The organism is Devosia marina (assembly GCF_009758415.1).
GTDB lineage: Bacteria > Pseudomonadota > Alphaproteobacteria > Rhizobiales > Devosiaceae > Devosia > Devosia marina.
The window spans coordinates 25,921-45,428 of the sequence record NZ_WQRF01000007.1 but is presented as its reverse complement, the minus strand read 5'-3'; the positions used below and the strand labels follow the sequence as shown (position 1 = coordinate 45,428).

The following is a 19,508-nucleotide window of genomic DNA, read 5'->3' as shown; positions in this document are numbered from 1 at the left end:
GGAGCAGCGGATGACCAGTTCGCCAGACGACCAGGGCCGATCAGAAAGCGCCCGGGGGGTGACGCACGATCTTGCATCGCGTATCGCCTCTGCCAAGCGGGAGCGCGACCGGGAGGACAACAGATCCGCCCGAGATGCTTCCCCGGAGATGAGCGGTATGGCGCGCGGCATGCGCATCGGCACCGAGTTCATCGCCGCGGTCCTGGTGGGCGCCGGTCTCGGCTACCTCATCGACCTTGGCCTGGGAACCAGCCCCTGGGGCTTGCTCATCCTGCTGTTGATGGGCTTTGCCGCTGGAATCCTGAACGTCATCCGTGTGGTGGCGGAAATGAATGCCGCATCGCCTGCCCCCAAGGGTGCCGATCTTGGCCCCGAGGCGGAAGACGAAGAGCGGAATGAGAATTGATGACGCTTAGAGGGCTCCATGGCCGGTACTGACCCGATCCACCAGTTTGTCATCTATGACATCTTCGAGCTGTTCACCCTTGGTGGTGACGGCACCGAAGGGTCGGGAACGACATTTGCGTTCACCAATTCGGCACTGTTCATGGTGCTGACCGTGGCCACGATCACCCTGTTCCTGCTGCTCACCACCTCGGGCAAGAAGCTGGTCCCGACCCGCGCGCAGCTTACGTCCGAACTGTTATACGAGTTCGTGGCGGGGATGGTCCGAAGTTCTGCGGGCACCGCCGGCATGAAGTTCTTCCCGCTGGTGTTCAGCCTGTTCACGTTCATCTTTGCCGCCAACATGTTCGGCATGGTACCGTATTTCTTCACCGTCACCAGCCACATCATCGTTACCTTTGCCCTGTCGATGCTGGTGTTCCTCACGGTCATCATCTACGGCTTCGTCAAGAACGGCCCCAAATTCCTCAAGCTCTTCGTGCCTGCCGGTGTGCCGGGCTATATTCTCCCCATTGTGACGCCGATCGAGGTCATTTCCTTCCTCTCGCGTCCCATCAGCCTCTCGGTTCGTCTGTTCGGCAACATCCTTGCCGGCCACATCACCCTCAAGGTCTTCACCGGCTTTGCGGTCATGATGATTGCGGGCCTTGGCGCTTTCGGCTGGGCCGCCGCTATCCTGCCCATGCTGATGGCAATCGCCCTTACGGGCCTCGAGTTTCTCGTCGGTGCAGTCCAGGCCTATGTCTTTGCGGTCCTGACCTGCATGTATCTCAACGACGCGATCCACCCGTCCCACTAACCACCCATTCCCGGTGGATGACCCACCGGAACCCAAAAGTCGCTTGAAAGGACATAAAAATGGAAGCTGAAGCCGCAAAGTACATCGGTGCTGGTATTGCCACCTTCGGTATGGCTGGTGCCGCCCTGGGCGTGGCCAACATCTTCGGCAACTTCCTCTCGGGTGCCCTGCGCAACCCGTCGGCTGCTCCGAGCCAGTTCGGTAACCTGATCTTCGGCTTCGCCGTGACCGAAGCTCTGGGCATCTTCTCGTTCCTGGTTGCCCTGATCCTGCTGTTCGTCGCCTAATAGCGCGGCTGCACCAAGATTGCCGCAGCCGGACACAAAGTTCGGCTGCGTTCCCTTCTCCAGTCAATCGTGACTGGATGACCGGATTTAACGGGACCTCTACCAGATGGTAACGCAAGCCTACGCTCAAGAAGCGGAAACCCCGGCAGACGACCACGGCGCAGAAGCCGCGGGCGCCGCTGATGCCGTGCATGTCGAGGACGGCGTTCACGCCGATCCGACCGCAGACACGCATGCCACGACCGAAGCATACGGCGATGCCGGCCATTCGGACGTGTTCCCGCCTTTCGACCCGGCCACTTTCCCCAGCCAGCTTCTCTGGCTCGCCATTACCTTTGGCGCGCTCTATCTGTTGATGAGCAAGCTGGCCCTGCCCCGCATTGGCGGCATTCTGGACAACCGCAAGACGCTGATCGACACCGATCTGGCGGCTGCCGATGCGGATCGCCAGAAGACCGACGCTGCCATCGCGGCCTATGAGAAGGCCCTGGCGGAAGCCAAGGCCAAGGCCCAGGGCATTGCCAACGAAACGCGCGAATCCATTCAGGCCGATCTCAGCGCCAAGCGCGCCGCCGCCGAGGCCGATCTTTCTGCCAAGGTCAGCACTGCTGAAGCCAGCATCGCCAAGACCAAGGCCGAGGCCCTCACCCATGTCGACGAAATCGCGGCCGAAACGGCTCAGGCCGTGGTTGGCCAGATCGTCGGCGATGTTCCAGCCGACAGCGTTCGCGCTGCCGTGGCCAAGGTTAAGGGGTAAGTCTGATGCCAGATTGGTTGGATAACAGCTTCTTTGCCATGGTCGGCCTGGTGATTTTCCTGGGCCTCATGGTGTTCTTCGGCGTGCCGGGGATCATCGCCAAGATGCTCGATGGCAAGATCAAGCAGATCGAGACCGATATCGCAGAGGCCAAGCGCCTGCGCGAGGAAGCCGCCGCCCTGCTCGTTGAATATGAGCAGAAGCGCGTCGCTGCCGAAAAGGAAGCCGAAGGCATTGTTGCCGCTGCCAAGGAAGAGGCCGAGCGCCTGACCGTGGAAGCCCAGGCGTCGCTGGCTGATCTCGTCGCTCGCCGCACGGCTGCGGTGGAAGACAAGATTGCCCAGGCCGAAGCACAGGCGATTGCCGAAGTGCGGGCCCGCTCCGCCGACATCGCCATCGAAGCCGCCCGCAGCGTTCTCTCCGACGAGATGAACAAGAATGGCGGCAAGGTCGTCGACGCGGCCATCGCCGATGTGGCCAGCCGGCTGAACTGATCCGGTTCGAATTCGAATGACAAAGGCGGGCAGCGATGCCCGCCTTTTTTGTTTTCGGAGCCTGCTCGCGAGACCTCAACAATCACAAGAGCGGCACCTCCCCCTTGACGGGGGAGGTTGGGAGGGGTGCCCACGGGCCGGATTCTGAAGACGCGAACACCCTCCCCATCCCTCCCTGTCAAGGGGAGGGTGTTCCATCCAGTGCGCTTGCGCAGCGGGGACAAAACCAAACCCCAATTGACGGCCCGGTGAATCTCCACCATGGTGCCGACAACTGCGGGAGAGACTGGTCACGCGCCAGCGCCGAAGGAGCAACCGCCCCGGAAACTCTCAGGCCAACGGACCGCAGTTGGGTCAAACACTCTGGAAAGCAGGCTGATCCAGCCTCTCCGAAGGAGCAACCGGCGCTCAGCCGGGAAATCTCTCAGGGCAAGGACAGAGGGGGCACGTATTCCGCTTTGCAGCGGAGCCTTGACGTGTCGCCTTTGAACCCGAGTGGTGCCCATGGCCGAAGCCAGTTCCGAAGATCTTTTGCGTACCCCGCTCTACGAGCGTCATGTGGCTGCCGGTGGCCGTATCGTGCCGTTCGGCGGTTATGCCCTGCCCGTGCAATATCCCACCGGCATCATGGCCGAGCACAAATGGACCCGCGAGCAGGCTGGTCTGTTCGACGTGAGCCATATGGGTCCAAGCTTTCTCACCCTCAAGGATCGCAGCGGCGATGCCGCGGCCGATCATGCCGCCGTCGCCGCGCTGGTCGAGCCGCTGATCTGCGGTGACATTGCCGGCCTCAAGCCCGGCCAGGTCCGCTATACACTGCTGCTGAACGAAAGCGGTGGCACCCTGGATGACCTGATGGTCGCCCGTTCACCCCGCTTCCCCGGCGCCCTCTATATCGTGGTCAATGCCGGCACCAAGGAGGCCGACTTCGCGCTGCTGGCAAAGGCCGCCGGTGACAAGGCTGATTTCCAGCGGGTCGATGACAATGCGCTGCTGGCTCTCCAGGGCCCCGAGGCTGTCGGCGTGCTTGCTGCCATGGTGCCGGGCGTGGTCGAACTGGGCTTCATGCAGTTCGGCGCGTTCCAGTGGGATGACGAGGAACTGATCATTTCCCGCTCCGGCTATACCGGCGAGGATGGTTTCGAGCTGCTCTGCTCAGCCAAGAATGCTGCCCGCCTGTGGGACGCGCTCCTGGCCGACCCACGCGTCAAGCCAATTGGGCTGGGCGCGCGCGACAGTCTGCGCCTTGAGGCCGCCCTGCCGCTCTATGGGCATGATTTGGATGAAACCGTCTCGCCCATCGAGGCCGATCTGGGATTTGCCGTTTCAAAGCGCCGTCGCGAGGCGGCCGACTTTCCCGGCGCAGCCCGCATTCTCGCCGAACGCGAAGGCCAGCTCACCCGCAAGCGCGTTGGCCTGATCGTCCAGGGCGCCCCGGCCCGTGAGGGTGCCGAAATTCTCGATGCTTCGGGCAAGACCATTGGCGTGGTGACCAGCGGCGGCTTCGCGCCGTCACTGGGCAAGGCGATTGCCCTCGGCTTTGTGCCGCTCGAACACACCGCCATTGGTACAAAACTCCAGGTTTCGGTGCGCGGCCGCGCCCAGCCGGCCGAGATCGTGCCCACGCCCTTTGTCCCCCACCGCTATTTCCGCAAGTCAGTCTGAGGCCCCCGCCATGACCACCAAATTCACCCCCGACCACGAATATATCCGCGTTGAAGGCTCCACCGGCACTGTCGGCATCACCAGCTATGCCCAGGAGCAGCTGGGCGACATCGTCTTTGTCGAGCTGCCAGAAGTGGGCAAGGTGCTGAAAAAGGGCGACGAGGCCGCCGTAGTGGAGTCGGTCAAGGCCGCTTCGGAAATCTATGCCCCAGTGTCAGGCACAGTCACCGCGGTCAATGATGCGCTCAACGGTGAACCGGGCATGGTCAACGCCGATCCGGAAGCCGGCGGCTGGATGTTCAAGATCGAGGTCAGCGAGCCCGGCGAACTGGACAAGCTGCTCGATGCCGACGGCTATGCCGAACTGACCGTGTAGCGTTTTCGCTCGCGCGAACGCACCGGCTCCAGCGACCCCTCGCCCCTTCGCCCCTCAAGGGAGAAGGGAGCAAGCCGCCAGTGAACCAATCAAACCACAGCAAACTGGAACCTCCCATCCATGCGCTACCTTCCCCATTCTGCCCATGAGCGCGCCGAGATGCTTGGCGTCATCGGTGCAGCCGATATCGAGGCGCTGTTTTCGGCCGTACCGAAATCCGCGCTGAAATCGTTCAGGCTCGACCTGCCCGACCACAGCCCTGAATTTATGGTCGAGGCGCATATGCGCGCGCTGGCCAACAAGAACCAGGCAGGCGGCGACGGCCCGTTCTTTGTCGGCGCCGGCGCCTATCGCCACCATGTGCCGGCCACAGTCGATCACCTGATCCAGCGCTCGGAATGGTTGACCGCCTATACGCCCTATCAGCCTGAAATCTCGCAGGGCACGCTGCAGATGCTGTTCGAGTTCCAGACCCAGGTGGCCAAGATCACTGGCATGGATGTGGCAAACGCCTCGCTCTATGACGGCTCGACCGGCACTGCCGAGGCCGTGCTGATGGCCCGCCGCCTCACCCGCCGCAGCAAGATTGTCCTCTCGGGCGGCCTGCACCCGCATTACCGCGACGTGGTCAAGGCCTATCTCAAGGACGACGCGGATCTCGTCTGCCTCTCCCCATCTCCCGAGGGCCAGGGCGACATTCTTGAGCATATCGACGGCAACACGGCCGCCATCGTCATCCAGACCCCCGATTTCTATGGCCATCTCCGCGATCTCAAGGGCGCTGCCGAGGCCGCCCATGCCCAGGGCGCGCTGCTGATCGTGGTGGTCACCGAGGTGGTCTCTCTGGGCCTGCTCGAAGCGCCTGGTGCCCTGGGCGCCGATATCGTGGTGGCCGAAGGCCAGTCCATCGGCAATGCGCTCAATTTCGGCGGCCCCTATCTTGGCCTCATGGCCACTCGCAAGGAGTTCATCCGCCAGATGCCGGGCCGGGTCTGCGGCGAAACGGTGGATGCCGACGGCAATCGCGGTTTTGTCCTCACCCTTTCCACCCGCGAGCAGCATATCCGCCGCGAAAAGGCGACGAGCAATATCTGCACCAATTCGGGCCTGTGTGCCCTCGCCTTCTCGATCCATATGGGCCTATTGGGTGAAGCCGGCTTCGTGCGCCTCGCCCGCCTTAACCATGCAAATGCGATCCGCCTCGCCGACGCTCTCGACGGCGTACCCGGCGTCACCCTGCTCAACCAGACTTTCTTCAACGAAATGACCATTCGTGTGACCCAGCCCGCTGCTGGTCTGGTCGAGCGCCTTGCCCGACGCGGCATTTTGGCGGGCGTCCCTGCCAGCCGTCTGTTGCCCGAGGATCCCGAGGTCAACAACCTCCTTATCCTGGCTGCAACCGAACTGACCACCGAAGCCGATATCGCTGCCCTTTGTACCGCGCTGACGGAGGAACTGGCATGAGCATGAACAATCAGGGCCGCCCCACTGGCATTGGCACAGCGGGCACAGGTGCGTCCGGCTCGGCATTGCTGCCAGACGAACCGCTGCTGTTCGAAATTGGCGATACCGAGCATTCCGGTGTCGACCTGCCCGAGGTGACGCTCACCAATGATCGCCTGGGCGGGTTTGGTCGGAACACCCGGCTCGATCTGGCTGGTCTCACCGAGCCGGAGGCGATGCGCCACTACGTGCGCCTGTCGCGCCTCAACCACTCGATCGACAGCGGCATGTACCCTTTGGGCTCGTGCACAATGAAGCACAATCCGCGCCTCAACGAGAAAATGGCCCGCCTGCCCGGTTTTGCCGATATTCACCCGCTGCAGCCGGTCTCCACGGTGCAGGGCGCCCTGGAACTGATGAACCAGCTTTCGTACTGGCTGATGACGCTGACCAACACGGCCGCCGTAGCCCTGTCACCCAAGGCCGGTGCGCATGGTGAGTTGCTGGGCATGATGGCGATCAAGGCCGCCCAGGAGGCCAAGGGAGAAACGCATCGCAGAATAGTGCTCGTTCCCGAAAGCGCCCATGGCACCAACCCGGCCACTGCCGCCTTCCTGGGCTATAGCGTCAAACCGATCCCGGCCCGCGACGACGGTACGGTTGATGTGCAGGCGGTCAAGGACGCCCTGTCCCCGGACGTTGCCGCGATCATGCTGACCAATCCCAATACCTGCGGATTGTTTGAGCCGCAGGTGATCGAGATTGCCCAGGCCGTGCATGATGCCGGGGCGTTCTTCTACTGCGACGGTGCCAATTTCAACGCCATCATGGGCGTGGTGCGGCCGGGCGACCTCGGCATCGATGCCATGCATATCAACCTGCACAAGACCTTCTCGACCCCGCATGGTGGCGGTGGGCCGGGCGCCGGTCCGGTGGTGCTCTCTGAGGCGCTGGCGCCTTTTGCACCCGTCCCCTTCGTCCGCAAGGGCCAGGATGGTCTGGAGTTGGTCGAGCATGTCGAGGGCAAGGCCCTGGGCCGTGTCACCGCCTTCCATGGCCAGATGGGCATGTATGTGCGCGCGCTCACCTATATGCTCAGCCACGGCGCCGACGGGCTGGCGCAGGCAGCCGAGGACGCCGTGCTCAACGCCAATTACGTCAAGGCGCGGCTCGAGCACGCCTTCTCGGTGCCCTTCCCCGACTACCCCACCATGCATGAGGCCCTGTTCGACGACAGCTTCCTCAAGGGCACCGATGTCTCCACGCTCGATTTCGCCAAGGCGCTGATCGACGAGGGTTTCCACCCCATGACCATGTATTTCCCGCTGGTCGTGCATGGTGCCATGTTGATCGAGCCCACCGAGAGCGAAAGCAAGCAGACGCTGGACCGCTTCTGCGACGTGATGGCCGAACTGGCAACGGACGCGAAGTCCGGAAATTCGGCCCGCTTTACAGCTGCGCCGATGAAGGCGCCGCGCCGACGGCTGGACGAAACCCGCGCCGCCCGCCAACCCATTCTCAAATGGGAACGCCCGGCGGATGTGCCACAGGCCGCCGAATAGCAGAAAGGCCCGGAGCGATCCGGGCCTTATTCATCTTGGGGTGCCAGGGCTGTTATCCCCGGGTGTCGAAACCAACCCAGATGGTGATGGATTCGCCGCCCAGATAAGGGATGGTCACGTTCTCGACCACCTTGACGAATTCGGCGGTCTGGCTCGGCGGCGTCAGCGGCACGCTCAGCGTGTATTTCTCCGAGAAGATCGCCTGTCCATCGCGCTCGACGGCGAAACGGATCGGCGCGTTGACGCTGGACTGCGAGCCAGCCGGCCCCAGCAGCACGCGCCCGGTAACGCCCATGTTGACGGTGATCTGTCCGTTCGAGACCACGCAATTGCGCGAGGTCTCGTCAATCACCCCCTGATATTGCAGGGCTTTGGCATCTCCCACGCGTCCGCTGCCATAATAATACATGGCCTCGCCACCACGCCGCACCTTGATGGGCGGGCATTCTGTCGCGATGACCGGCAGGGCGCTGGTCTGGGCCTGGGCAACGGCTTCGGGCGTTGCGGCGGCGTTTTGCAGATCGGCGTTCGAGGCGGCACCGCCACCGAACATGGAGCCCATGGAGCAGCCGGCCAGCAGCACGGCAAGCCCGCCAAGGGTAGAGAAACGCAGAATGGACGTCAGGGTCAGGGTCGTGATCATTGTCTTGGTTGGCTCCTGGCGACTACGCAACGGCTTCGAGAGCCATAAGAATAGCGGGTGCACCGGTGGCCGTCACGCCGGGTGCGTCTTCCACGAAGACAGCATCGACCATACCATCGCGAGCGATTAATGCGGCGCGGGCAAAGCGCGTCCCCATACCGGCCCCGCTCATATCCTTTTCAAGGCCAAGTGCCTTGGCGAGGGCGCCATTGCCGTCGGCAAGAAAGATAATGTCATCAAGCGCTTGGGTTGCTTCGGCCCAGGCCTTGACCACATGGTGGTCATTGGTGGCAGCGCACACGATCCGGTCGACACCGGCGGCGCGCAATTTGGCGGCATTGGTCACAAAGCCGGGCAGATGGTTGACGTGACAGGTCGGGGTGAAGGCGCCTGGGACGGTAAACAGCACAGCTGTGCCTTGTCCCAGTATTGCGTCACTGGTGGTGTCTTGCACACCGTCCGCCGTCACAAGCTTGGTCCCAACGGACGGGACCGGTTTGCCGCGTTCGATCATCGGTGGATTTGCCCCATAACTGGCGGCCGGGCCGCCCTACTCCATTACGCTTGCACCTGCGATATGCGGCATTGGCCATCGACACAAGGCCATTGGCCTATTCGGCCAATTCGTCCACATCCGCATCGGGGCCGGTTTCTAGTGTCCGGCTGACCTGATAGGCGCCCCTCGGCGACATGAAGGAGAATTCGACCTCCATGCCTTCCAGGGCACTATTGTCGGTTTTGCCCAGGATGGGAAGCAGCACTAGGTTGTCTTGCGGGCTTTTTTGCGGCGCCCCGAACAGGGGACCATCCAGATCGGTAGCCGCGATCAGGCTGGAGGGATCGAGCAGGGTCGGGTCGATTTCCACGGCAATGGCGCCCGCATCGAGCAGAAGCGTCGCCGCGCCGATCGGCTGGGCGGCGCCATCCCAGGCGATGGGCACATCGGCCAGGGCCTGATCGATCCGCAAGGCATTGGCGCTGTCGGGCGCCATTTCCGCCAACGGCAAGGTCAGGCGCGCCTGCGCCGGCACGCAGATATCCGAGCAGACGCCAAGCGTGGCTTCGATGTCGACCAGCCCATCCTCGCTGGCTACAGCCAGTTCGAGGGGCAGAACCGTGTGCCCGTAATAGACATAGTCGAGATAACCGGCGACCTTCTCGCGCTGGGGCAGAGGCCAGTGCTGATCTACGAGGGTCACGCCCCTCGATCCGGCAAAGTCGAGCTCAAGCGGCAGCCCTGTCTCACCCGGCACGCGCCAATAGGTCTTGGTGTCCTCCGGCATATCGATTTCAAGCGCAAAAAGCGCCTTGCCGGAGGCATCGGGCGCGCCCGCGCTGATCAGCCGCACAGCTACGCCGGGGGCGATCTCCTGCCATGCGGTCTCACCCGCCTGGGCGGGCAGGCAGGCAAGGCAGGCGGAGATTAGCAGCGCAATGGAAATTCGCATGACAAGGCATTAGCGCATGTAAGTATGAACAGCCAGATAGCGCCGCATCAGGCCTTCGTGAAGGATGTGACGGCGCGTGCGCTTGGCAGGCCGGAACCCGGCGCATACAATTGACCCCATGAAATCACTCGAAGGTCAATTCCTGGTCGCCATGCCCGACATGGCCGATGAGCGCTTCGCCGAAAGCGTGATCCTGATCGTGGGTCACGGCGAAGAAGGCGCGATGGGCCTGGTGGTCAATCATGAACTGGCCAATCTGCGCTTTGCCGATATTCTGGACGAGCTCGATCTGGGTGATCCGGACGCAGTTATCCGACTGCCCGAGAGCATTCGTGACCGTGCGGTGATGCGCGGCGGGCCGGTCGAGAAAGGACGCGGCTTCGTGCTGCATTCGGGTGACTACCACAGCGGCAATACCTATAAGGTCACCGAGGAAATCGGTCTGACCGCCACGCTCGATATTCTCAAGGCGATGGCCTTCGGTCCCGCGCCAAAAGCCGCACTTTTTGCTCTGGGATGCTGCGGCTGGTCGCCGGGGCAATTGGAAGACGAGATCAGCGCCAATGGCTGGCTGACTGTCCCGTTCCAGCGCGACTTGCTGTTCGAGGTGCCGGTGGAACGCCGCTATGACCAGGCCCTCGCGAGCCTCAATATTACGCGGGCCACCTTGAGCACCGAGGCCGGGCACGGGTAATCCCCCGCGCCGGGCGCGGCCCGCTCACTTCCCCATCTGCGCGGCGAGCTTCTTGCCCAGTTCGACACCGACAACGGCCGGACCGAAGGCAAAGCCCTGGGCATAGCGGCAATTGAGCTGGCGCAGGCGCTCGATCTCGTCGAGACTTTCGACACCCTCGGAAATGACCATCAGATCGAGATCATTGGCCAGGGCCACAATCGCCCGAATGATCGGTCCTTGGGTATGGGCAATGCCGGTATCGCTGCCCATCCTCACGAAAGGCGCGGGGATCTTGATGGTGTCGAAGGGGAAGCGGTGCAGATAGCTCAGCGACGAGTGTCCCGTGCCGAAATCATCGAGCGCCAGTCCCAGCCCCATGCTGCGCAACGCCTCGAGCATGTAGGCGGAGTGCTCGGGATTGGTCATCACCTGGCTTTCGGTGATTTCGAGCTTGAGATGGCTGGCCAGATCCCGGTCCTGCGCCACCAGATTGCGCATATCGGTCAACAGGGTGTCGGTCGCCAATTGGGTGGGCGAGAGATTGACCGAGATGAAGAATTCTTCGGGCAGGCCGAATGTGGTCAGCCAGTCCTTGGCCTGAGCGGCTGACTGCTCGAAGGCCAGCCGTCCGAGCTTTTCGATCTGACCTGAGCGTTCCGCCAGCGGCACGAATTCGTCGGGGGTCACCAGGCCCCGCGTGGGGTGGTTCCAGCGCATCAGCGCCTCTGCCCCGGCAATCTGGCCGGACTGGATGTCCATCACCGGCTGGAACTGCACATGCAGCTCGCCCTGCTTCAGCCCGCGCTCCAGATCTTCCTCGCTGGCCTTGCTGTAGGACGCGATAGAGCGGGCCGAAGCACGATAGGCCTCGATCCGGTCGCCGCCCAGCCGCTTGGCGTAATACATCGCCAGTTCGGCGTCGCGCAGCACATCAGCAGCGGTCGAGGGATTGCTGTCATAGATGGTGACGCCGATCGAGGCGGTCAGCACCAGGTCGCGATCGCCGAAATTGAACGGGGCCTTGAGCGCCTTGCGGATCTGCTCAGCAGTCTCGGCAATCTTGGCGGCCGCCTGTTCAGAAGCCAGGATCACCGCATACTGGTCGCCACCGATGCGTGCCACCGTGTCGAGCGGCCGCATGATCCGGGCAATGCGGCGCGATATCGCGAGCAAGACCGAATCCGCCGCCGCATGACCGATACGCTCCTCAAGTTCCATGAAGCGATCGATATCGATCAGAAAAACCGCCGGCTTGGTGCCCCCGGGGGTGCGCGCGCGGACCAGCGAACGTTCCAGCCGATCCAGGAAGAGCTGACGATTGGGCAGGCCGGTCAGGCTGTCATGCACCGCGTCATGCAACAGGCGCTCACGCGCCGCGCGGTCCTCGGTGACATCCTGTAGCGTGCCGACGATGCGGTTAACCTGGCCATCGCCACCCAGCACCGGCTTCACCCGCATGCGGAAGGTGCGGTAATTTCCATCATGACCGGCCACCCGCATGTCGGCCGACACCTTGCCACGGCGCAGTTCGACCAGCGTGTCGAAGGCGGTGCGGAAGCGGTCACGATCATCAGGATGCACCCGGTCGAGCCAGCGCTTGATGGCCCCGCGCAGCGCCCCGCGCTTTTCACCCAGTCGTGTCGTCAGTTCGTCGCTGACGGTGACGCGGTCACGCTCGATATTCCAGTCAAAGACGAAATCGCCCGAACCGGTCAGGGCCAGTGCGCGGCGTTCCACCTCGCTCAGCGTGCCGATCGACACCTGCCCTTCCGAGAAGGCGTGCTGAACGGCGGTAAAGCCGAGCAGCATGACGATCAGCACCAGGCCGCCACCTACGGCAGGCTGGGCGACATCATTGGTTACCTGTCCCGAGATCACCAGCCAGGCGTAGAACAGCCAGGCGATATAGATGATCCAGGTGGGCACCAGCAACACCGCGCGGTCATAGCCGCGCAGGGCCAGGAGCAGAATCAGGAAAAAGCCTGAGACCCCCAGCAGGGCCAGCACCAGCCGGGAGATGGTTGCGGCAATGGCGGGCTGGAAAAAGGCAAACAGGAACAGGGCCAGGAATAGCGCGGCCAGCCCCAGGGCCAGGTGAATGAACCGCAGATGCCAGCGATGGAGGTTGAGATAGATGAACAGAAACCCGGCCAGCGTGGTGGCGATGCCCGCCTCCGCCGCCGCGCGCCAAGGTTGCATGCCATTGGCCGACAGCCCCAGAATGCGCCCCAGCAAGCCGAAGTCGATCAGCAGATAGGCCAGCACGGCCCAGGCAAAGGCAGCCGTAGCCGGGAACACGCCCCGCCCCTTGACCACGAACATGATGGTGAGAAACACCGAAGCCAGCGCGGCCACGCCCAGCACCACGCCACGGAACAGGGTGAAGGCATTGATATAGTCGCGATAGGCGTTCGGCTCCCAGAGATAGAACTCGGCAAGATCGTTTGACGCCAGCTCGACGATCACCGTCATGGTGGCGCCAGGGTCCAGGGTGACTTCGAAGACATCAGCTTCCGGGTCGGGCTGGCGCTCGGGACGAATCCCGGCGCTGGGGGTAATGGCGGTGACGCGGTTTTCCCCCAGATCGGGCTGGAACACGCCCGAACCCGGCAGGCGGAAAAAGGGCGCCACGAGAAGGCGCTGGATCTGCTGGTCGCTATCATTGCGCAGTGCGATCAGAGCAAAATAGGGATCGGACTGGGGGTCGCTGGCCAGCACTTCGATGCGGCGGATAATGCCGTCGGCGTCGGGCGCGGTGGACAATTGAACGCGCCCACCCCGGCCGGGCACGATCTCGACCACGTCGGAAAGATTGACGGCGTTGACATCCTCGGGAACCGAGATGACCTCGAAGCCCTTGGCGGGCGCGAGGCCGAACAGCGCGAACGCTAGACAGAACGCGAATGCAAGAAAATGACGCATCAAAAGCAGTTAAATCCGGCGCTAGGCTTCTTTATGGCGGCAGTCCGGTGACAGCGCGTGCGGTGCGGACAGGCCCTTGTCTTCTTGATCCTCCAGCGGAACGTTCACTTGGTACGAGAGATTGACGCTTGCGACAAGCGTCCTTGCCTGTTGCCATCGCGCAACACACAGGGATTTGGGGTCAAACGAAGCGGGAATGATCGATATGGCGCTGGCCCAGCCGCGCCAGTTCCCAGCGCTCTCGCGTCAGGCCCATCAGCACGTGATCTTCCCAGCGCCCATTGATCTGCAGATAGTTCTCGGCAAAGCCTTCTTCGACAAAGCCATTCTTTTCCAATACGCGCCGCGAGGCGATATTGCCGGGCAGGAAGGCGGCATGAATGCGATGCAGGTCGAGCGCTTCGAAAATAAACGGCACCACCACACCAACCGCCTCGGTCATCAGGCCCTTGCCGGCATGGTTCTGCCCCATCCAATAGCCCAGACTGACGAACTGGGCGGCGCGGCGGCGAATATTGGACAGCGTGATGCCGCCCACCAATTGCTCGTGCCGCCCGCCGGTGAGAAAAATAAAGAAGGTGTAGTCGGTCCCCTCTTCCACCTCCTGCCGGGCGCGGCGGACGCGCATGGCATAGACGCGGCGGGCCAGGTCGAGTTCCGTCCAGCGCGGCTCGTACGGGCGCAGGAACTCCTGGCTGTCGCGGCGCAGCCTGTGCCAGGCCTCATAGTCACGCATTTGCGGCAAGCGCAGCAAGACGCGCTGCCCGCGCAGGGTGACCAGAGGCGCCGGCGAGGACCAGGGCCAGAACATGGGATCAGCGCTTGAGCGTATCGCCGATGCTTTCGACATCGGCGAGGCGGCTGATCGGCCCGATACCGGCAAGCGTCGGGGTGCCCGAGGTGAAAATCTGCTCGGCCACGTCCCGCACCCGCTGGGCGGTGATGCGGTTGATGCGCTCCACGGTCTCATGCATCTCGATGGGGCGGCCCCATAGAATCTGCTGGCGCGCAAGCTGTCCGGCGCGGGCCGAGGGGCTCTCGAGCGACATCAGCAACCCGGCGCGGATCTGATTGCGCACGCGCACCACTTCCTCATCGGTGATGGTTTCAGTGGCACGACGCAATTCATCGGTCACAACCGGCATAAGCTCTGCCACTTCATCCTCGCCGGTGGCCGCCGCGACGCCAAACACGCCGCTATCGGCAAAGGCCCAGTGGAAGGAATAGACGGAGTAGCAGAGGCCCCGCCTTTCGCGGATCTCCTGGAACAGGCGCGAGCTCATGCCGCCGCCAAGAATAGAGGCCAGCACCTGGGCAGCATAAAACCCGTCCGAATTATAGGCACGTCCCTCAAAGCCAAGCACAATATGGGCCTGCTCGTGGTCGGAAATCAGCCTTTCCTGGCCGCCGTGATACTCAGCCCGCTGCGGATCCGGAGCGCCATTGGGCGCGAGATCGGCAAAGCGCTGCTCGGCGACCCGCACCAGCCCCTCGTGATCGACATTGCCGGCGGCGGCGATCACCATGCGGTCACCCACATAATTGCGGCGCATATATTTGCGGATCATGTCCGGGTTGAATTCGCGCACCGAATCCACTGTGCCCAGAATGGTGCGGCCGATGGGCTGGGTGGGATAGGCCGCTTCCTGAAACAGGTCGAAGACATGGTCGTCCGGATTGTCGCGCGCAGCGCCAATCTCCTGGACGATCACCTGCTTTTCGCGCGTCAACTCGCCCTCATCAAGGGTCGAATTCTGCAGAATGTCAGCCAGGATATCGGCGGCCAGGACGACATCGTCCTTGAGCACACGGGCAAAATACCCGGTATGCTCGATGGATGTCGCGGCGTTCAGATCGCCCCCCACATTCTCGATCGCCTCGGCGATCTCGAGCGCCGAGCGCGAGCTGGTGCCCTTGAAGGCCATGTGTTCGAGCAGATGCGAGATGCCATGCTCGGTCTTGCGCTCGGACCGCGCCCCGGCCTTTACCCAGACGCCCAGAGAGGCGCTTTCGAGATGGGGCATATTGTCGGTGAGCACCACCATGCCGTTTTTCAAGGTCGTCGATCTTACGCTCACACTGGTCCTCCTGAACCGGCGGCCGAAACGACCGCGGCTCTTCCGTGTCGTTCAAGCGCGGCTGCGGGCCACGATGAAGTCTTCAATCTGACGCTGGTCATTGTCCAGCACCGTGACCCGTTCAGGCCGCTCGTAGAGATCACCCAGCCAGTCGGGCAGAGCGGGCTCAATGCCCGATGCCTTGGCCACTGCGGCCGGAAACTTGGCCGGATGCGCCGTTGCCAGCGTGATCATGGGAATTTGACTATGTGCCTGGCTGCGCGCCACCCCGACGCCGACCGCCGTATGCGGATCGAGCAGGTAGCCCGAGCCCTTCTGGGTTTCGGCAATCACCTGGCGCGTTGCCGCCTCGTCGGTCGTGCCGGCGGCGAAATCACGGCGAATGGCCGCAATGGCCGTATCAGGCAGATCGAAGCCGCGCGACTGCTTGAGCCCCGCCATCATGCGATTGACCATTTCGGCATCGCGCCCGGCGCTCTCAAACAGCAGGCGCTCGAAATTGGACGAAATCTGGATATCCATTGACGGGCTGATGGTGGGCGCGACGCCCGCCATTTCGTAGCGCCCGGTGTCGAGTGTGCGTTTCAGGATATCGTTGGCATTGGTGGCAATCACCAGCTTCTCGATCGGCAGACCCATCTGCCTGGCGCAATAGCCGGCAAAAATGTCACCGAAATTGCCGGTCGGCACGGTGAAGCTCACCTTGCGCTGCGGTGCGCCAAGTGAAACGGCGGCCGTGAAATAATAGACGATCTGCGCAACGATCCGGCCCCAATTGATCGAATTGACGCCAGACAGGCGCACCCGGTCACGGAAGGCGTGATTGTTGAACATGGCCTTCACCGCGTCCTGGCAGTCGTCAAACGTGCCTTCAAGCGCGATATTGTGGACATTGTCGTCGAGCACCGTGGTCATCTGCCGGCGCTGCACCTCGGAGGTGCGCCCCTTGGGGTGCAGAATGAAGATGTCGGTGGTGTCGCGCCCTCGAAATGCCTCGATAGCCGCGGAGCCGGTGTCACCCGAAGTGGCCCCGACAATGGTCGCGCGCAGGCCCCGCTCGGCCAGAATGTGATCCACCACCCGGCTGAGGAACTGCATGGCCACATCCTTGAAGGCCAGCGTCGGCCCATGGAACAGCTCGAGCACAAAATGGCCCGGCTCCAGCTCCACCAGCGGCGCCACTGAGGGATGGCGGAAGCTGGCATAGGCCCCGTCGATGATGGCTTTGAGCTTGTGCGCGGGAATCTCGTCGCCGGTAAATCGGGAAATGACCGCATAGGCCACATCGGCATAGGGCTTGCCGGCAAAACCGGCGATCTCGTCGGCGCCGATCTGGGGCCAGGAGGCCGGAACATAAAGACCGCCATCAGCGGCAAGACCTGCCAGAACTGCGTCGGAGAAGCCGAGCGCTGGCGCCTGGCCGCGCGTGGAAACAAACTGCATCGGGGGGAAGAGCCCTTCTAGAATTGTCGCAACCTAGTCAAACCAGACCGTAGCTGCAAGGTTTGGCCAGCATCAAGCGAATGGTACCGGCGCCCGGCGTTGCCGCCACAGCCAGAAACCGAGCATCACGACAGCGACAATGGCAAAGCCATACCAGGTCAGCGCATAGCCGAAATGATTATTGGTGAAGCTCACCACCGTCTCCCCGCCCTGGGGCAAATCGCCCGAGCCAGCGGCCAGCAGATCGACATAGAAGGGCGCGATCGGGGCCAGGGCCGGATCGACCATGGCCGCCAGCCGCTCGGGATTGCGCACCCATTCGATGCGGTCGGACATATTGGGTTCCGGCGCCATGAAGCCGACCGCCTCGCCGGGACGGAACAGCCCGGCAATGGTAACGCTGCCCGGATCGTCGCCGTGCAGATCGCCGAGCGCCGCCTGTTCCTGATATTCCTGTGGCACGAAACCGCGATTGACGAAGACTGTTCCCCCGGTATCCAGCTCGAAGGGCGTGACCACCCAGTAGCCGGGGCCCGAGAAGCGGCCGCGTGCATTGGCAAGGCTGGTGAACACCGTCACCGTCTGCGTATAGCGATAGCTGCCGGTGAGGGTGACGGGCTGGAAGTTCCACTGCTCCATATCGAGAGCGGGCCAGTCCGCGGCTTCCGGCGCGGTGACCGGGTCGGAGGCCAGCCGTTGGTCGACGGCGGCCACCAGGGCTTCCTTTTCCGCCAGCCGCGCCATCTGCCAATTGCCCAGAAACACGCAGACGACGGCCAGGCCCAGCATCAGCGCGGCAAATAGCCAATCGGTCCAGCGCTGCCCCGATCGGCGCTCAGCTTCAGCTTTGCTCATTGCGGGTCTCCAAAGAAAAAGGGCGCAGCCATGCCGCGCCCCTTTTTCATCATACGCCTGGCCTTAGTGGCTCAGGGCGACGCCCCAGGCGCCCCAGACATAGACCGAGGCGAACAGGAACAGCCAAACCACGTCCACGAAGTGCCAGTACCAGGCGGCGAACTCGAAGCCGAGGTGACGTTCCGGCGTAAACTGGCCCATTTCAGCGCGGATCAGGCAGACGGCCAGGAAGATCGTCCCGATCAGGACGTGGAAGCCGTGGAAGCCGGTCGCCATGAAGAAGGTGGCGCCGTAGTAATTGCCCGAGAACGAGAAGGCAGCGTGGCTGTATTCGAGATACTGCACGAAGGAGAACAGGATGCCCAGGGCGACGGTCAGCACCAGGCCCCAGCGCAGCCCCTGGCGGTCGTTCTCCAGCAGCGCATGGTGCGCCCAGGTGACGGTCGTGCCCGAGGTGAGCAGGATCAGCGTGTTGAACAGCGGCAGGTGGAACGGATCGAACAATTCCACGCCCATCGGGGGCCAGTGACCGCCAGTGGCAGCGACGCGGGCATATTGCTCGACATCGTCTAGGCGGAAGAAACCGTCGAAATAGGCCCAGAACCAGGCGACGAAGAACATCACTTCCGAAGCGATGAACAGCATCATGCCGTAGCGGTGGTGCATCTGCACGACCGGGGTATGGTCGACGCCGTTATTGGCTTCCTTCACCACGTCGGCCCACCAGGCGTAAAATGTGTAAAGCACACCGGCCAGGCCAATGAAGAACAGCCAGGGCGTCCAGTCCTGCATCCAGGCAATGGCACCGATCATCATCACGAAGACCGAGACCGAAATTACGAACGGCCAGGGGCTGGGTTCGACCATGTGATAGTCATGGTTCTTCTCAATGGCAGCCATGGTCAGCTTCCCTCACTGTCTGAAGCGTAGAACGTATAAGAGAGTGTGATCTCTTTGATGGTGTCGAGTTCGCGGTTTTCATCGATATCAGGATCGACGAAAAACACGATGGGCATTTCAACTGTTTCACCAGGCTGAAGCGTCTGTTCGGTGAAGCAGAAGCACTCGATCTTGTTGAAGTAGTATCCCGCTTTTTCCGGCACCACGTTGAAGATCGCCTGGCCGGTGACCGGCTTGTCGGAATTATTGGTTGCGATGTAGTTGACCGTATCGACCCGACCGATCTGGTCGGTGATCGGCGCTGCCGCGGTCACGGTCCAGTCCAGTGCGCGGTCGATGTTGACATCGAACCGCACCTTCATGTCGCGGGCAATGACACCCTTGGGATTTTCCGAGGCCACCTGGGTGGTCCCGCCAAAGCCGGTGACCTGGCAGAACAGCTGGTAAAGCGGCACCGAGGCAAAGGCCAGCCCCACCATGCCAGCTGCCACGCCAGCCAGCATCACGGCCACGCGCTTATTGCGCTTGCCCGGTTCGGTCTGGTGGTAGGACGCGGTCGTATCGGCCATCACATTGCCCGGTCGAACAGGGCCGGACCCATCTTGATGACGGTCAGCACGTAAAAGGTCAGGGCGAACAGCGCCAGGGCTCCGGCCAACGCCAGCGAACGCCGGCGGCGTTGCTTGCGGAAGGCCTCCTGCTGCTCTTCGGTCATCCCGTTGGGGGCGAGCTTGGCGCCGGTGGATTCAGCCATG

21 protein-coding genes and 1 riboswitch are annotated in these 19,508 nt (G+C 62.7%); of the genes, 10 read left to right on the top strand and 11 right to left on the bottom strand.

Annotated features, from left to right (window positions below):
• Window positions 1-10: 10 nt before the first annotated feature.
• The 9 genes from GO014_RS16055 to gcvPB all read left to right on the top strand — a co-directional run bounded on the left by GO014_RS16055 (window position 11) and on the right by gcvPB (window position 7,788).
• Window positions 11-406, top strand: coding sequence for an AtpZ/AtpI family protein (locus GO014_RS16055; protein ID WP_157291323.1), 396 nt, complete (start codon window positions 11-13; stop codon window positions 404-406).
• Between the two features lie 18 nt (window positions 407-424).
• On the top strand, window positions 425-1,204 hold the full coding sequence (locus GO014_RS16050) for a F0F1 ATP synthase subunit A (protein ID WP_157291321.1): 780 nt from the start codon (window positions 425-427) through the stop codon (window positions 1,202-1,204).
• Between the two features lie 59 nt (window positions 1,205-1,263).
• Entirely contained in the window at window positions 1,264-1,491 is a 228-nt protein-coding gene (locus tag GO014_RS16045; protein WP_116589250.1) for a F0F1 ATP synthase subunit C, read from the top strand.
• A gap of 106 nt (window positions 1,492-1,597) precedes the next feature.
• Window positions 1,598-2,248, top strand: a complete 651-nt coding sequence (locus GO014_RS16040; RefSeq protein ID WP_157291319.1) for a F0F1 ATP synthase subunit B family protein — start codon at window positions 1,598-1,600, stop codon at window positions 2,246-2,248.
• A 5-nt stretch (window positions 2,249-2,253) separates the two neighbouring features.
• A complete protein-coding gene (locus GO014_RS16035) occupies window positions 2,254-2,742 on the top strand; it encodes a F0F1 ATP synthase subunit B family protein (RefSeq protein WP_157291317.1) in 489 nt (162 codons plus the stop codon).
• Window positions 2,743-3,009: 267 nt separating this feature from the next.
• A riboswitch (glycine riboswitch) is annotated at window positions 3,010-3,098 on the top strand.
• A 148-nt stretch (window positions 3,099-3,246) separates the two neighbouring features.
• The gene (gene gcvT / locus GO014_RS16030) at window positions 3,247-4,407 is read left to right on the top strand and encodes a glycine cleavage system aminomethyltransferase GcvT (RefSeq protein ID WP_157291316.1); all 1,161 of its coding nucleotides are present in this window, start codon (window positions 3,247-3,249) and stop codon (window positions 4,405-4,407) included.
• A 10-nt stretch (window positions 4,408-4,417) separates the two neighbouring features.
• Window positions 4,418-4,783 (top strand): glycine cleavage system protein GcvH, encoded by a 366-nt coding sequence (gene gcvH, locus GO014_RS16025; protein WP_116589254.1) that lies wholly within the window; start codon window positions 4,418-4,420, stop codon window positions 4,781-4,783.
• 120 nt (window positions 4,784-4,903) lie between these two features.
• Entirely contained in the window at window positions 4,904-6,247 is a 1,344-nt protein-coding gene (gene gcvPA, locus GO014_RS16020) for an aminomethyl-transferring glycine dehydrogenase subunit GcvPA (RefSeq protein ID WP_157291315.1), read from the top strand.
• Window positions 6,244-7,788 carry an aminomethyl-transferring glycine dehydrogenase subunit GcvPB gene (gene gcvPB / locus GO014_RS16015; RefSeq protein ID WP_157291313.1) on the top strand — a complete coding sequence of 515 codons (1,545 nt, stop codon included), beginning with the start codon at window positions 6,244-6,246 and terminating at the stop codon, window positions 7,786-7,788. The genes gcvPA and gcvPB overlap by 4 nt, the downstream gene beginning before the upstream one ends.
• Before the next feature lie 52 nt (window positions 7,789-7,840).
• Here gcvPB and GO014_RS16010 read toward each other — a convergent pair whose 3' ends face one another.
• The 3 genes from GO014_RS16010 to GO014_RS16000 form a co-directional block, all read right to left on the bottom strand.
• Window positions 7,841-8,431 carry a hypothetical protein gene (locus GO014_RS16010; protein WP_116589257.1) on the bottom strand — a complete coding sequence of 197 codons (591 nt, stop codon included), beginning with the start codon at window positions 8,429-8,431 and terminating at the stop codon, window positions 7,841-7,843.
• A 22-nt stretch (window positions 8,432-8,453) separates the two neighbouring features.
• On the bottom strand, window positions 8,454-8,945 hold the full coding sequence (locus GO014_RS16005) for a peroxiredoxin family protein (protein WP_157291311.1): 492 nt from the start codon (window positions 8,943-8,945) through the stop codon (window positions 8,454-8,456).
• A 97-nt stretch (window positions 8,946-9,042) separates the two neighbouring features.
• Window positions 9,043-9,879 carry a protein-disulfide reductase DsbD domain-containing protein gene (locus tag GO014_RS16000; protein ID WP_157291309.1) on the bottom strand — a complete coding sequence of 279 codons (837 nt, stop codon included), beginning with the start codon at window positions 9,877-9,879 and terminating at the stop codon, window positions 9,043-9,045.
• Window positions 9,880-9,997: 118 nt separating this feature from the next.
• Between GO014_RS16000 and GO014_RS15995 the strand changes: the two genes are divergently transcribed.
• The gene (locus tag GO014_RS15995) at window positions 9,998-10,573 is read left to right on the top strand and encodes a YqgE/AlgH family protein (protein WP_157291308.1); all 576 of its coding nucleotides are present in this window, start codon (window positions 9,998-10,000) and stop codon (window positions 10,571-10,573) included.
• A 24-nt stretch (window positions 10,574-10,597) separates the two neighbouring features.
• Here the strand turns inward: GO014_RS15995 and GO014_RS15990 are convergent, their stop codons facing one another.
• The 8 genes from GO014_RS15990 to GO014_RS15955 form a co-directional block, all read right to left on the bottom strand.
• Window positions 10,598-13,477 (bottom strand): EAL domain-containing protein, encoded by a 2,880-nt coding sequence (locus tag GO014_RS15990; RefSeq protein ID WP_157291306.1) that lies wholly within the window; start codon window positions 13,475-13,477, stop codon window positions 10,598-10,600.
• A 181-nt stretch (window positions 13,478-13,658) separates the two neighbouring features.
• Window positions 13,659-14,288 carry a GNAT family N-acetyltransferase gene (locus GO014_RS15985; RefSeq protein WP_157291304.1) on the bottom strand — a complete coding sequence of 210 codons (630 nt, stop codon included), beginning with the start codon at window positions 14,286-14,288 and terminating at the stop codon, window positions 13,659-13,661.
• 4 nt (window positions 14,289-14,292) lie between these two features.
• The gene (locus GO014_RS15980; RefSeq protein WP_343030994.1) at window positions 14,293-15,555 is read right to left on the bottom strand and encodes a M16 family metallopeptidase; all 1,263 of its coding nucleotides are present in this window, start codon (window positions 15,553-15,555) and stop codon (window positions 14,293-14,295) included.
• A gap of 51 nt (window positions 15,556-15,606) precedes the next feature.
• Window positions 15,607-16,998: a threonine synthase gene (gene thrC, locus GO014_RS15975; RefSeq protein ID WP_157291303.1), complete on the bottom strand. Its 1,392-nt coding sequence runs from the start codon at window positions 16,996-16,998 to the stop codon at window positions 15,607-15,609.
• A 72-nt stretch (window positions 16,999-17,070) separates the two neighbouring features.
• Window positions 17,071-17,853: an SURF1 family protein gene (locus tag GO014_RS15970; protein WP_157291301.1), complete on the bottom strand. Its 783-nt coding sequence runs from the start codon at window positions 17,851-17,853 to the stop codon at window positions 17,071-17,073.
• Window positions 17,854-17,916: 63 nt separating this feature from the next.
• On the bottom strand, window positions 17,917-18,753 hold the full coding sequence (locus GO014_RS15965) for a cytochrome c oxidase subunit 3 (RefSeq protein ID WP_116589266.1): 837 nt from the start codon (window positions 18,751-18,753) through the stop codon (window positions 17,917-17,919).
• A gap of 2 nt (window positions 18,754-18,755) precedes the next feature.
• The gene (locus GO014_RS15960; protein ID WP_116589267.1) at window positions 18,756-19,322 is read right to left on the bottom strand and encodes a cytochrome c oxidase assembly protein; all 567 of its coding nucleotides are present in this window, start codon (window positions 19,320-19,322) and stop codon (window positions 18,756-18,758) included.
• Complete coding sequence (locus tag GO014_RS15955) at window positions 19,322-19,507, bottom strand: hypothetical protein (protein WP_116589268.1); 186 nt, start codon at window positions 19,505-19,507, stop codon at window positions 19,322-19,324. Before GO014_RS15955 ends, GO014_RS15960 begins: the two co-directional genes overlap by 1 nt.
• Between the last annotated feature and the right edge of the window lies 1 nt (window position 19,508).

Coding starts and splice junctions, on each gene's coding strand:
- GO014_RS16005 (WP_157291311.1), bottom strand. CDS start 8,945: ATGATCGAACGCGGCAAACCGGTCCCGTCCGTTGGGACCAAGCTTGTG.
- thrC (WP_157291303.1), bottom strand. CDS start 16,998: ATGCAGTTTGTTTCCACGCGCGGCCAGGCGCCAGCGCTCGGCTTCTCC.
- GO014_RS15985 (WP_157291304.1), bottom strand. CDS start 14,288: ATGTTCTGGCCCTGGTCCTCGCCGGCGCCTCTGGTCACCCTGCGCGGG.
- GO014_RS16045 (WP_116589250.1), top strand. CDS start 1,264: ATGGAAGCTGAAGCCGCAAAGTACATCGGTGCTGGTATTGCCACCTTC.
- GO014_RS16040 (WP_157291319.1), top strand. CDS start 1,598: ATGGTAACGCAAGCCTACGCTCAAGAAGCGGAAACCCCGGCAGACGAC.
- gcvH (WP_116589254.1), top strand. CDS start 4,418: ATGACCACCAAATTCACCCCCGACCACGAATATATCCGCGTTGAAGGC.
- GO014_RS15965 (WP_116589266.1), bottom strand. CDS start 18,753: ATGGCTGCCATTGAGAAGAACCATGACTATCACATGGTCGAACCCAGC.
- GO014_RS15960 (WP_116589267.1), bottom strand. CDS start 19,322: ATGGCCGATACGACCGCGTCCTACCACCAGACCGAACCGGGCAAGCGC.
- gcvT (WP_157291316.1), top strand. CDS start 3,247: ATGGCCGAAGCCAGTTCCGAAGATCTTTTGCGTACCCCGCTCTACGAG.
- GO014_RS15970 (WP_157291301.1), bottom strand. CDS start 17,853: ATGAGCAAAGCTGAAGCTGAGCGCCGATCGGGGCAGCGCTGGACCGAT.
- GO014_RS16055 (WP_157291323.1), top strand. CDS start 11: ATGACCAGTTCGCCAGACGACCAGGGCCGATCAGAAAGCGCCCGGGGG.
- GO014_RS15955 (WP_116589268.1), bottom strand. CDS start 19,507: ATGGCTGAATCCACCGGCGCCAAGCTCGCCCCCAACGGGATGACCGAA.
- GO014_RS15995 (WP_157291308.1), top strand. CDS start 9,998: ATGAAATCACTCGAAGGTCAATTCCTGGTCGCCATGCCCGACATGGCC.
- gcvPB (WP_157291313.1), top strand. CDS start 6,244: ATGAGCATGAACAATCAGGGCCGCCCCACTGGCATTGGCACAGCGGGC.
- GO014_RS16010 (WP_116589257.1), bottom strand. CDS start 8,431: ATGATCACGACCCTGACCCTGACGTCCATTCTGCGTTTCTCTACCCTT.
- GO014_RS16035 (WP_157291317.1), top strand. CDS start 2,254: ATGCCAGATTGGTTGGATAACAGCTTCTTTGCCATGGTCGGCCTGGTG.
- GO014_RS15990 (WP_157291306.1), bottom strand. CDS start 13,477: ATGCGTCATTTTCTTGCATTCGCGTTCTGTCTAGCGTTCGCGCTGTTC.
- GO014_RS16000 (WP_157291309.1), bottom strand. CDS start 9,879: ATGCGAATTTCCATTGCGCTGCTAATCTCCGCCTGCCTTGCCTGCCTG.
- gcvPA (WP_157291315.1), top strand. CDS start 4,904: ATGCGCTACCTTCCCCATTCTGCCCATGAGCGCGCCGAGATGCTTGGC.
- GO014_RS16050 (WP_157291321.1), top strand. CDS start 425: ATGGCCGGTACTGACCCGATCCACCAGTTTGTCATCTATGACATCTTC.